Here is a 10,503-nt window from a genome sequence, read left to right as displayed (position 1 = left end):
CTGTGTTTTGCCATGACTACCGCTCTCCTCAAAGCGGTAATCGGGCAGGCCCCCCGGTGGTTCGCATAAGCCCAGGCTACGGCATAGACGAGTGCAGTCGCATTAGCCAGGTGGCATAGCGGTGGCAAGAGAAAAGCCGAGGCAAAATGCCTCAGCTTCCTCGGCCCTTAGACCCTCAGGCGGGCCGAAGGCTCACTCAGTCCTTCACCAGTTCCACGCCCGCCAGTTCGTCGATGGGCAGGCCCCACTTGTTCATGGCGGCGAAGAAGGGGTCGGGGTCGAGCTGCTCCACGTTCCAGACGCCGGGTTGCTTCCAGACGCCCTGGAGCATCAGCATCGCGCCGATCATGGCGGGGACGCCCGTGGTGTAGCTCACGCCCTGCGCCTGCACTTCGCGGTAGCACTCGGCGTGGTCCTTGACGTTGTAGACGAAGTGGACCTTCTCCTGGCCGTCCTTGCCGATGCCTTTGGCCTGCACGCCGATGCAGGTCTGGCCGGTGTAGCCCGCCGCGAGGCTTTCGGGGGCGGGCAGCACCGCTTTCAGGAATTCGATGGGCGCGATTTGCTGACCCCGGAACTCGATCGGCTCGATGCTGGTCATGCCGATGCCTTCGAGCACGTTGAGGTGCTTGATGTACGCCTCACCGAAGGTCATCCAGAAGCGGGCGCGCTTGATGGTCGGGAAGTGCTTGACCAGCGATTCGAGTTCCTCGTGGTACAGCACGTAGCTCTTGCGGGTCGCCACGTTGGGGTAGTAGATGTCCTGCGAGATTTCGAGCGGCTGCGTCTCGACCCACTCGCCGTTTTCCCAGTAACGCCCGTTGGCGGTGATTTCGCGGATGTTGATTTCGGGGTTGAAGTTGGTGGCGAACGCCTTGCCATGGTTGCCGTTGTTGCAGTCCACGATGTCGAGGTAATGAATCTCGGAGAAGTGGTGCTTGGCGTGGTAGGCGGTCATCGCCTGGGTCGCGCCGGGGTCGAAGCCACAGCCGAGCAACGCCATCAGGCCCTTTTCCTTGAACCGCTCCTGGTAGGCCCACTGCCAGGAATACTCGAACTTCGCCACGTCCTTGGGTTCGTAGTTGGCGGTGTCGAGGTAGTGCACGCCCGTTTCCAGGCAGGCGTCCATGATGGTCAGGTCCTGGTAAGGCAGGGCGAGGTTGATGACCATTTCGGGGCCGAAGCCCCTAATCAGTTCCACCAGCGCGGGCACGTTGTCGGCGTCCACGGTGGCGGTGCTGAACTTGCACTTGGTGCCCGGCATGTGCTCGTGGATTTCGGCCACGATTTTGTCGGCCTTGCTGACCGTGCGGGTGGCGATCAGCACTTCGCTGAAGACTTCGTCGTTCTGGGCGCACTTCTTGGCGGTGACGTTGGCGACGCCCCCGGCTCCGATGATGATGACTTTGCTCACGGGGCGCAGTTTATCAGGGGAGATGTGGTGCGGCGGTCAGGCCCCCGGCGAGCACGCGCCACAGACCTCCAGGCAGCGCAGGACGGGCGTTTCTTCCGCGCCCACCGAAGCCGCGCTAGCCTGGGCCGCATGAGTCAGCCCTTTGGCGCACCGACAGAGCAGCGGGAAATCACGTCCGCCGAACGCCGCAAGATGACCCGCACCTTCGTTCTCATTCTGCTGCTGTTTCTCGGCGGCATCGGGGCGATGGTGGCAGTCATGAGCGTGCAGGGCCGCGCCGCCCGCGAGTACGGGCAGATGGTGCTGACGGCAGCCCAGGCCAGGATGGACGCCTCCTCGCTGCCCTGCACCCAAGTCCTTCCCGGCAAGCCCGTGCCGCCGAACGTGGAAGGTTGCACTGTGGAGCAGCAAAGCGGCCAGACGGTGGTGGTGCTGAGGGTGGAAGGAGACCGCCAGTACGTGGTGCGCTGAGTTCAGCCCAGTTCGGCAAACACCGCCCGAGCAATCACCATCTGCTGAATTTCGGACGTGCCCTCGTAAATCTCGGTGATTTTGGCGTCGCGGTAGAGCTTTTCGACCGGGTACTCGGCGCTGTAGCCGTTGCCGCCGAAAATCTGCACGGCGTCGCGGGTCACGTCCACCGCCGCTTCGCTGCCCAGCAGTTTGGCGATGCTGGCTTCCTTGGAAAAGGGCTGGCCCGAGTCCTTGAGCCACGCCGCTTTGAGGGCGATGAGCCGCGCCGACTCGATGCGGGCCGCCATCCGCGCAATCTTGAAGGAAACCCCCTCGAACTCGCGGATTTTCTTGCCGAACTGCTCGCGCTCGTTGGCGTAGGCGGCGGCGTGTTCCATCGCTGAGCGGGCAATGCCGATCGCCAGCATCCCGATGCCGACGCGTCCCGAATCCAGGCTGGACAGCGCGATGATCAGGCCCTGGCCTTCCTCGCCCACCATGTTGGCGTGGGGCACCCGCACGTTGTCGAAGGTCACGGTGGTGGTCTGCGCGGCGTGCTGGCCCATCTTGTGCTCGGGTTTGCCCGCGCTGAGGCCCGGCGTGCCCTTTTCCACGATGAAGCAGCTCACGCCTTTCGCGCCGGGGCCACCCGTGCGGGCCATCACGAGGTAGGTGTCGGCGTGGTTGCCGCTGGTAATCCAGGCTTTGGAACCGTTCAGAATCCAGTCGTCGCCGTCGCGCTCGGCCTTCAGGCGCAGGCTCGCCGCGTCGCTGCCCGCCTGGGGTTCGGTGAGGCAAAACGCGCCGATGTGCTGCCCACTCGCCAGGGGCCTCAGGTACTTTTCGCGCTGCTCATCGGTGCCGTACTTCAGAATCATCTGTTCGGGCAGGCCGTTTTGTACGCTGACAATGACCGCCACGCTGGAATCGGCGGCGGCAATTTCTTCCAGGCACAGCGCGTAGGTCACGTTGTCCAGGCCCGCGCCGCCCCATTCCTCGGGCACGGTGGCGCCCATCAGCCCCAGCGCGGCGAGGCCGCTCAGTTGCGGGCGCGGATACTCGCCGCTGCGGTCGAATTCGGCGGCACGCGGGGCGATTTCGGCGCGGCAAAAGTCACGGACGTGTTGCACGATCATGCGCTGCTCGTCTGTCAGCGCGAAGCTCATTCCGGTGTCGGTCATGGCGCTCAGGCTACCAAACGGGCGTTAGGTAGGGGGTTTCGCTGTTCAGCTCACCTATCATCCTGAAACCATGCACGGCACCCAGACCCCCGCCCAGGTTCGCGCCTTTTTCGATGCCCACCGCACCACCCGCCTGTATCAGACGGCGGAAGACGGCTCCCCCCTGCGCATGACGCCCGATGAACTCGACGCCGTGCTGCACGCGGCCCAGCGTGCTCCCACCGACGCCACCGCGCAGCTTTACTCGCTGATTCACCTCACCACGCCCGAACGGCGCGTTCAGGTGGCAGAGCTGACCAACAATGCCCACATTGCCACCGCCGCCGAAGCTTTCGTGGTGTGTGCCGACGCCCGCCGCGTAGGGCGCGTGTTGGAGGCCGCGGGGCGCGAGCCGGGGCAGTGGCCCGCCGTGGCGGTGCATTTCGGCATCGGGGACGCGGTGATGGCGGGGCAGAACCTGCTGACCGCCGCCGAGATGCTGGGCTACCAGGGCTGCTGGATTGGCGGCGTGCTGAACAATCTGGACGCGCTGCTCACGCTGCTGGAGCTGCCGCAGGGGGTATTGCCCTTCGCCGCGCTGACCGTAGGCCGCCCCGCCGAGGAGGCCCCGCTGCGCCCCCGTCTGCCGCGTGAACTGGTCGTCCACGAGAACCGCTACCGCGACGGCAGCACCGAGCAACTGCGGGCCGGAACCGAAATCATGAACCCGATTTCGGCCCGTCCCGGCAAACCCGGCGACTGGGCGCGGCTGCTTGACCTGTATTTCGGCGCAGGGCAGGGCATGGAGCAGCGTGAACCCGCTCTGGTGGCGGCGCTCAAGCGCCAGAGCCTTTGGGCGGGGGGCGAGTGAACAGGCTGCTCGGGGCGGGCCTGCTGCTCGCCACCCTCAGCGCCTGTGCGCCGCAGGTCACGCAGAATCCCGTGCAGGTCTGGGAAGGCGAGGGCCGCGTGCTCCTGCAACAGCAGAAGTACCGCCTGACCTTCAGCGTGGAGCCTAAGAGCCACCAACTCAGCGGCACGCTGGAAAACCAGAAGACGGGGGACCGTTTCCTGGCGACGGGGTCACTGCTGCCGACCTCAGGGGGCGCGGAACTCACCGCCTACCTCAGCGCGGGCGGCGGAGCCAAGCTGGGCGCGAGTGCGTTCGGCGTGGGCGTCAGCGGGGTGGCGCTCAAGGCCGACGCACTGCTCTCGGGCCGCGTGGTGGGGGAGACGTTCAGCGGTGCGCTGCGGGTCAACGGCGTGGCCTACCCGCTGGAACTGCGCCGCCTGCGCTAGCCTGAGCCATGTCTGCTGCCCTGCCCGCCTCGCGTGACCGTCTCCTGATTCTGACGCCCCACCCTTCCGGCCAACTGCCCGCCGACGTGCTGCTGGACATGCTCGGCGACGACGCCTTCGACACGGCGCGGCGCGAAGCCTTTTTGCGGCGGGTGTTCGTGGAGGGCGACGGCTTCACCGACCTGATTTATGCCGTCCCCGGCGCACGCTATCTGCAAGCGCCCTGGAGCCGTTTCGCCGCCGACCTCAACCGCGAGCGTGGTGACAGTGAGGACAACGGCGTCATCAAGATGATGGACTTTGCCCGTGAGCCGCTGTACCCGGCGGGCTTCACCCTGACGCCCCAGGCCCGTGAAGCGCGGCTGCGGCGCATCTGGGACAGCTTCGACGCCCAGGTGCGGGCCGAACTGGACGGCGCAAGCCTGATGATTGTGGGGCACTCTATGGCGGAATTCGGCCCCGCGCTCGGCCCCGACCGGGGGGCTCCCCGCCCTGCGCTGACGCTGATGCTGGGCACGAGCGCCGCCCCCACCTTCCCGCGTGAACACTGGGACGCTCTGCAAGCCGCCTGCGCCGCCGCCTTTGCGCCCGTGCTGACTGGTCCGTATACCCGCGTGGCGGTGGGCGACCCCTGGACGACGGACACCCTCAGCGCCGCGCACCATGCCCGCACAGGGATTCCGGCTTTCGGTCTGGAAATCAACGTGGCGCTCTACTACGCCGAACTGGGCGTGCCGCGTGAAGGAGCCCTGCGGGCGCTGCACGGCTGTTTCGCCGACTTTGCCGACCGGGCGCTGAATCTGGTGAACGGGTAAGGGCAGGGGGCGAAGCCTGCCCCCTATACTGAGTTCATGAAACGGCTGTTTCTGGGGCTGGTCGCGGGTCTGCTGGTGGGGTGCGGTTCTGTGGGCACCCCGTCCACCGGGCAGCTGCTCGGTGCGCCCACCAGTCTCAATCTGGGGGGGCGCTCGGTGACGGCCCAGGCCGCTCCGACCGTGAGCGGTGACGTGTTCAGGGTGCATCTGACGGTGCAGTCGGGTGGCGTGACCGGGGCCACCCTGCCCCCGCTGACCGTGACCGACCTGTACGTCGTCACGCGGGAGGGCGTCTGGCGCAGCGCGGTGGGGTCGCGTCTGCGAAGCTGCGGTCAGCAGTGTGGCCTGACGACCCTGAGCGGGCCAGCACGGGGCCTTCAGCGCGGAGCGGGGGTGCAGGTGGTGGTCGGCCTGCGCGACCTTCAGGGCCGCCCCTACCTGCTGCGCGACGGCAGCGTGCGCGTCCGGTAAACATCGGAGGGAGCCATTGGTGAGCGGATGGGGCGGTCTGTACCAGCCGCTATCCTGCCCTCATGTCCAGCCCGACCCAGACTGGCGGCCTTGCTGCGCTGCACTCCACCGACGAGGTGCTCGACCTTCGGGGCCGCCGAATTGCCGTGCGGCACTGGCGACAGGCCGCCTCGACCGGGCGTGCTCCCCTGGTGTTCCTGCACGACTCGCTGGGGTGTATCGCCACCTGGCGCGACTTTCCGCAGAAGTTGGCTGAGCGCAGCGGACGCGACGCGCTGATCTACGAGCGTCTGGGACATGGCGGCTCCGGCCCTTTCGACCGTCCCAGAGAGCGCGATTACCTGCTGCACGAGGCGCGGGACGTGTTGCCTGCGGTGCTGGCGGCCTGCGGCGTAGAGCGGGCCGTGCTGTTCGGTCACAGCGACGGCGGCTCCATCGCGCTGCTGGCGGCGGCCACTTTGCCGGAGCAGGTGGTGGGCGTCGTGACCGAGGGGGCCCACATCTTCAACGAGGACAGGACTCGCGCCGGGGTCGAGCAGGCCATCCGTGACTACCGCACGACGGACATCGCGCAGCGCTTGGTCAAGTATCACGGCGACAAGGTGGACGCGCTTTTCCGCGCCTGGACGAACACTTGGACGGCAGAGTGGTTCCGCGACTGGAGCGTCGAACACCTGATGCCGCAGATTCGCTGCCCGCTGCTGGTCATTCAGGGCGAGGACGACGAATTCGGCACACTCGAACAGGTGTACCGCACGGTCGGCGGCGCTTCGGGTCCGGCGCGGGCGCTGCTGTTGCCACACTGCGGTCACACGCCCCACCGCGAGGCCCGCGAGCGCGTTGAGGAGGAGGTGACGGCCTTCCTGGACCCGCTGCCCTGACCCCTGGGGGAGGCTGCCCCCGTTGAGCACGGTTCAATTTTGAACTCGGCTGCCGTAGCATGGCCCGGTCATGGATTCTTCTTCTCTTCGGGAACGGCAAAAGGAACGCCGCCGCGCCCGCATCTACAACGTGGCGATTGACCTGTTCAAACAGGGCGGTTTTCAAACCACGACCGCAACCGATATCGCCCGCGCCAGCAACGTTTCTCGGGGAACGTTCTTCAACTATTACCCCTACAAGGAAGCGGTGCTGCTCGACTACGGCAGTGAGGTGATGGAGCGCCTGCGCGACCTCGCCGAGCAGCGGCTGGCCCAGGGAGTGCCGCCCATGACGGTGCTCTACGAAGTCTGGGACGCCCTGGCCGACGAGAACGCCCGTGAACGCGACCTGTTTCCTCCCCTCGCTTACGAGGTCATGAATCCCAACCCCGAGCGTGCCCGCACCGCGTATCAGGCGCTGCCGCTCAGCAAGGTCGTCGAGCTGATTCTGCGCCCGCTGCATCAGGAAGGCCGTATTCGCACCGACCTGAGCCTGCAACGCATCAGCAACCTGATTGCCGACACCTACCTGATGGTGGCGCTGCGCTGGTCGGCCTACGGCACCGAGCGCCCGCTGCGCGACGAGATGCGGCTGGCGCTGGGGCTGCTGCTCGAAGGGGCCCTGCGCCGCGACGGACGCTGAAGGAGGGCTACGAAGGGCAAAAGCTCCAGCTGCAAGGAAAGTGTTCCCGGCTTCGGAGCTTTTCCGGAAAGCTCAGTTGAGCAGGTGCGCCGGAGTTGCCGTCTGCGGGGTGCTGGGCACCCAGTCGGCGCGAAACAGGCGGGTCTGCTCGGGCTTCTGGGGGGTGACGTACCAGACCCGCACCCCCGTCTCCCGCTCGGACAGGGGGAGGAAGGCACTCTGCCCGCTGCCGAGGAGGTCGAGCAAGCGGCCTTCCTCGTTGCGCGGGGGCAACCAAGCGTTGACGCTGCGGGGCGACCAGCCCACCACTTTCAGCGGCTGAGGCGACGTGTTCGTCAGTCGTGCGCCCTGCCCGGTGAGGGTCACGCTGAATTCGGGCCACTCGGGCAATTGGGGCTGTTGCCAGCGCAGCGCAAAGCCCTGGGCCTTTTCACGCCGGGCCGGAGTGGGGTAGAGCGCGGCGGCCAGCAGTCCGGCCAGACCTGCAAGGAGCGACAGCAGCGTGACGAGCACGGTCGGCAGATTCGCCTGCCCTGCCAGCAGGCTACTGGTCAGGAGGCCGAGGGCCAGCAGCAGTCCAAACAGCGGCCAGGCCAGGCGGGGACGCCGCCGGGGACGCCCATAGGCAGCGGGCCAGTATTCGGCCAGCAGCAGCAGACCGGCCCCGATGCCGAACAGCGCCGGAAGGTCGCCCACGCGGGCCAGCAGCAGGGTCAGCAGTCCCGGCACGAACCACCAGCCGACACGCGGTATCCGTCCGCGCCGGGCTTCGCGGGCTACTCGGCCCAGCCAGAAGGCCGCCAGCAGGGCCAATGTCAGCGCGTAGAGCAGGCTGACTTCGGGAAGACCCGTGGGCCACAGCAGCAGCGGGGGAAGAAGTCCAGCCGTCATGTTCCTGACGTTAGCGCAGGTGGGTGTGGGCGGTCTGCATTCTGCGCGGCATTGACGGGGCGCGGCCTAGGGGCTCAGCGGTCTTCGGGACGGCCCAGTTGCGCGTCGCTGGGGCGCACCAGCGGCGTGCGCTCGTAGGTCGTGGCGTGCTGGCTGTGGCGACCCAGTTTGATGGGGGCTGGTTCGGGAATTTCACTCGGAGCGGGGGCCGACGCACCCTGTGCCGACGGAGCCACAGCCTGGGGCTGGGGGGCGGGTGCGCGCCAGTCCACACCCTTGAATTCGCCGCCCCAGGTGGCAGGAACCGGGGTGCTGGCAACTGCCGCAGGTGCGGGCGATTCGGAGAACGAGGGCAGCGGCTCGGGCAGGTCGGTGAACAGGTCTTCTTTCTGGACGAGTTGCCCGTGGGCGTTGAGTTGGCCTTGCCGCGTCAGCTCGTAGACGAGGTGCCCGAGTTCCTGCTCCAGAATGCCTTCCCAGCCCGTCTTGACCGCGTTGATGCTGCCGGGCATGGCGAAGACGAGTGCGCCGCGCCCCACGCCGCCGACTGCCCGCGACAACATGGCGGCTCCGCGTACCTGACCGTAGGAGAGGGTGCGGAACAATTCCCCGAAGCCGGGAATGGGCTTGGTGAGCAGCGATTCGATGACGGGCACGGTCACGTCACGCCCGGTGATGCCAGTTCCCCCGGTGGTGAGCACGACCTGAGACACGCGCATGAGCCGCACCACCGCCGTGCGGATTTGAACCGCGTCGTCCGGCACGATGACCCGTTCGACGACCCGGTGCCCGCCCGCGGTCAGCCGCTCACAGAGATAATTGCCGCTCTCGTCCGTTTCGGGGGTGCGGGTGTCGCTGATGGTCACCACGGCGGCGCGGATGGTGCGGGGGGCCGCGTCACGGTGCTGCTGGGCACTCCCGGCGGGCGAAGGAGAAACAGGGTCGGCCATAGGCTTCACGATACGCGCTGTTACGTTGTGTCGGTAGCCCCCCGAAGGCTACCCCCTCACCTTTCTCAGTGCAAAGAGAAGAAAAGGCTCATGATGTAAATTTGCCTTCATAGAAGGAAAGTGCAGGGCAATTTTCAGTATCGCGTCAGTTGAAATCATTAGCCTGCGCCCATGAAAAAAGACAGACAGCAGGTAGCGAAAGCAGAACGCGCCGGTTTCGGAGCACGTCCCCTGGGGCTGTTCGCCCTGACCGGACTGACGCTCGCGCTCGGGGCCGCCCAGGCCAGCCCGGCCAAAATCTCGGCGCAGAGCATCATCGTCAACCCCGTGCAGACCGAGATGAAGGTCGAGGTCTGGACCAACAAGGACGCGACGGGCAACGCCAACCCGGTTTACCGCCAGGGCGAGCAAATCAGCGTGGGCCTGCGGGCCAACAAGGACGCCTATGTCTACCTCTTCAACGTCAATGCCAACGGCACCATTGACCTGTTTTTTCCCAACAACTATGAAGAAAGCAACTTCGTGAAGGCGAACGTCACCCGCACGTTCCCGGCGCAGGGGGCCAAGTACAGCCTGAATATCGGCGGCCCCGACGGGCAGGACAAACTGCTCGCCCTCGCCAGTGCCAAGCCGCTTTCGCTCGACGACATCGCCAAGTTCAGCGGCGACCAGGGCTTTGCCCAGGTGGGCATCAAGGGTCAGGACAACCTCGCCAAGGCGCTGAGCATCGTCGTTGGTCCCCTGCCCGCCGAGAGCTGGGTCACCGATGTCGCGCTGTTCCGGGTCGGCGCGGCGGCCACCCCTGCCCCGACTCCCCAGAACCCGCAGACCGACATCGCCCCCGGTGAGCGTCAGAACGGCACCACCGACGCCGCGATGGCCGACGCCTACGCCCGTCTGCGCGGCGAGGGCAGCTTGGGACGGGCGACCACCTACGCGACCCCCTGGGGCGACGGCTGGTGGCAGAAGTTCGCGGGAGTCGGAGCCTACGGGAACGCCGCTCTGCTCCACGCCAACGGCAGCAGCCGCTCCTACGCGGTTCACGGGGCCATCCTGGAGCGTTACCTCGCGCTGGCGAAAGCCGAGAACGGGGCGACCCGTCCCCCCAGCAAACTCGGTTGGGCAGCTGGCGACGAAAAAGTGATTCCCCGCAACACCTTCGGCACGAGCGGTCTGTACGGGTTTTTCCAGAACGGCGCTCTGTACTCCACCGAGAAATACGGCACCTTCTGGCTTCAGGGCGCGGTGCTCAAGACCTATCAGGGGCTGGGCGGCAGCGGTTCGTTCCTCGGTTTCCCTGTGCGTGACCAGTACCTGAATGCCGGAGCCTGGGCCGCCGACTTTGAGGGCGGCAGCATCCGCACCGTCGGGGGCGTGCCGAAGGTGTACCGCAAGTAAACCTTCCCGGCTGGGGGCGACTGGCTTTCGCCCCGTCCCCGGCTTCTTTCCTTCTCTGCCGATGCCCCGACGTGGGCAGAACGCAGTGA

The 10,503-nt window shown here is 66.7% G+C and carries 12 protein-coding genes; 8 read left to right on the top strand and 4 right to left on the bottom strand.

Translation table 11 applies throughout. The features are described 5' to 3' along the window. Positions 1-196 precede the first annotated feature (196 nt). On the bottom strand, positions 197-1,414 hold the full coding sequence (locus Q4C89_RS11790) for a saccharopine dehydrogenase family protein (RefSeq protein WP_303102811.1): 1,218 nt from the start codon (positions 1,412-1,414) through the stop codon (positions 197-199). Between the two features lie 129 nt (positions 1,415-1,543). On the opposite strand from Q4C89_RS11790, the gene Q4C89_RS11785 reads away from it, so the two are divergent. Next, the gene (locus Q4C89_RS11785; RefSeq protein ID WP_303102810.1) at positions 1,544-1,885 is read left to right on the top strand and encodes a hypothetical protein; all 342 of its coding nucleotides are present in this window, start codon (positions 1,544-1,546) and stop codon (positions 1,883-1,885) included. A gap of 2 nt (positions 1,886-1,887) precedes the next feature. On the opposite strand, the gene Q4C89_RS11780 is transcribed toward Q4C89_RS11785, so the two are convergent. Further along, entirely contained in the window at positions 1,888-3,048 is a 1,161-nt protein-coding gene (locus Q4C89_RS11780; RefSeq protein WP_303102809.1) for an acyl-CoA dehydrogenase, read from the bottom strand. Between the two features lie 70 nt (positions 3,049-3,118). Between Q4C89_RS11780 and Q4C89_RS11775 the strand changes: the two genes are divergently transcribed. The 6 genes from Q4C89_RS11775 to Q4C89_RS11750 all read left to right on the top strand — a co-directional run bounded on the left by Q4C89_RS11775 (position 3,119) and on the right by Q4C89_RS11750 (position 7,175). After that, positions 3,119-3,898 (top strand): nitroreductase family protein, encoded by a 780-nt coding sequence (locus Q4C89_RS11775; protein WP_303102808.1) that lies wholly within the window; start codon positions 3,119-3,121, stop codon positions 3,896-3,898. After that, positions 3,895-4,326: a hypothetical protein gene (locus tag Q4C89_RS11770; RefSeq protein WP_303102807.1), complete on the top strand. Its 432-nt coding sequence runs from the start codon at positions 3,895-3,897 to the stop codon at positions 4,324-4,326. Before Q4C89_RS11775 ends, Q4C89_RS11770 begins: the two co-directional genes overlap by 4 nt. Before the next feature lie 8 nt (positions 4,327-4,334). Continuing rightward, entirely contained in the window at positions 4,335-5,141 is an 807-nt protein-coding gene (locus tag Q4C89_RS11765) for an N-formylglutamate amidohydrolase (protein ID WP_303102806.1), read from the top strand. 36 nt (positions 5,142-5,177) lie between these two features. Next, a complete protein-coding gene (locus tag Q4C89_RS11760; RefSeq protein WP_303102805.1) occupies positions 5,178-5,612 on the top strand; it encodes a hypothetical protein in 435 nt (144 codons plus the stop codon). Between the two features lie 62 nt (positions 5,613-5,674). Continuing rightward, the gene (locus Q4C89_RS11755; protein ID WP_303102804.1) at positions 5,675-6,493 is read left to right on the top strand and encodes an alpha/beta fold hydrolase; all 819 of its coding nucleotides are present in this window, start codon (positions 5,675-5,677) and stop codon (positions 6,491-6,493) included. Between the two features lie 70 nt (positions 6,494-6,563). Beyond that, positions 6,564-7,175 (top strand): TetR/AcrR family transcriptional regulator, encoded by a 612-nt coding sequence (locus Q4C89_RS11750; RefSeq protein WP_303102803.1) that lies wholly within the window; start codon positions 6,564-6,566, stop codon positions 7,173-7,175. A 72-nt stretch (positions 7,176-7,247) separates the two neighbouring features. On the opposite strand, the gene Q4C89_RS11745 is transcribed toward Q4C89_RS11750, so the two are convergent. Both Q4C89_RS11745 and Q4C89_RS11740 read right to left on the bottom strand, forming a co-directional pair. After that, entirely contained in the window at positions 7,248-8,066 is an 819-nt protein-coding gene (locus Q4C89_RS11745; protein ID WP_303102802.1) for a hypothetical protein, read from the bottom strand. A 74-nt stretch (positions 8,067-8,140) separates the two neighbouring features. Next, the gene (locus tag Q4C89_RS11740; RefSeq protein WP_303102801.1) at positions 8,141-9,016 is read right to left on the bottom strand and encodes a molybdenum cofactor biosynthesis protein B; all 876 of its coding nucleotides are present in this window, start codon (positions 9,014-9,016) and stop codon (positions 8,141-8,143) included. Positions 9,017-9,187: 171 nt separating this feature from the next. Between Q4C89_RS11740 and Q4C89_RS11735 the strand changes: the two genes are divergently transcribed. Then, entirely contained in the window at positions 9,188-10,414 is a 1,227-nt protein-coding gene (locus Q4C89_RS11735; protein WP_303102800.1) for a DUF4384 domain-containing protein, read from the top strand. The last annotated feature ends 89 nt before the right edge of the window (positions 10,415-10,503 follow it).

It is taken from the genome of Deinococcus sp. (assembly GCF_030523985.1).
GTDB lineage: Bacteria > Deinococcota > Deinococci > Deinococcales > Deinococcaceae > Deinococcus.
Note: the sequence above shows the minus strand (reverse complement) of the source record. Positions and strands in the feature narration are given on the sequence as shown.

Bases quoted from the DNA above. Each gene is read 5' to 3' on its own strand.
- Q4C89_RS11785 (WP_303102810.1), top strand. From the start codon at position 1,544: ATGAGTCAGCCCTTTGGCGCACCGACAGAGCAGCGGGAAATCACGTCC.
- Q4C89_RS11780 (WP_303102809.1), bottom strand. From the start codon at position 3,048: ATGACCGACACCGGAATGAGCTTCGCGCTGACAGACGAGCAGCGCATG.
- Q4C89_RS11775 (WP_303102808.1), top strand. From the start codon at position 3,119: ATGCACGGCACCCAGACCCCCGCCCAGGTTCGCGCCTTTTTCGATGCC.
- Q4C89_RS11765 (WP_303102806.1), top strand. From the start codon at position 4,335: ATGTCTGCTGCCCTGCCCGCCTCGCGTGACCGTCTCCTGATTCTGACG.
- Q4C89_RS11760 (WP_303102805.1), top strand. From the start codon at position 5,178: ATGAAACGGCTGTTTCTGGGGCTGGTCGCGGGTCTGCTGGTGGGGTGC.
- Q4C89_RS11755 (WP_303102804.1), top strand. From the start codon at position 5,675: ATGTCCAGCCCGACCCAGACTGGCGGCCTTGCTGCGCTGCACTCCACC.
- Q4C89_RS11750 (WP_303102803.1), top strand. From the start codon at position 6,564: ATGGATTCTTCTTCTCTTCGGGAACGGCAAAAGGAACGCCGCCGCGCC.
- Q4C89_RS11745 (WP_303102802.1), bottom strand. From the start codon at position 8,066: ATGACGGCTGGACTTCTTCCCCCGCTGCTGCTGTGGCCCACGGGTCTT.
- Q4C89_RS11740 (WP_303102801.1), bottom strand. From the start codon at position 9,016: ATGGCCGACCCTGTTTCTCCTTCGCCCGCCGGGAGTGCCCAGCAGCAC.
- Q4C89_RS11735 (WP_303102800.1), top strand. From the start codon at position 9,188: ATGAAAAAAGACAGACAGCAGGTAGCGAAAGCAGAACGCGCCGGTTTC.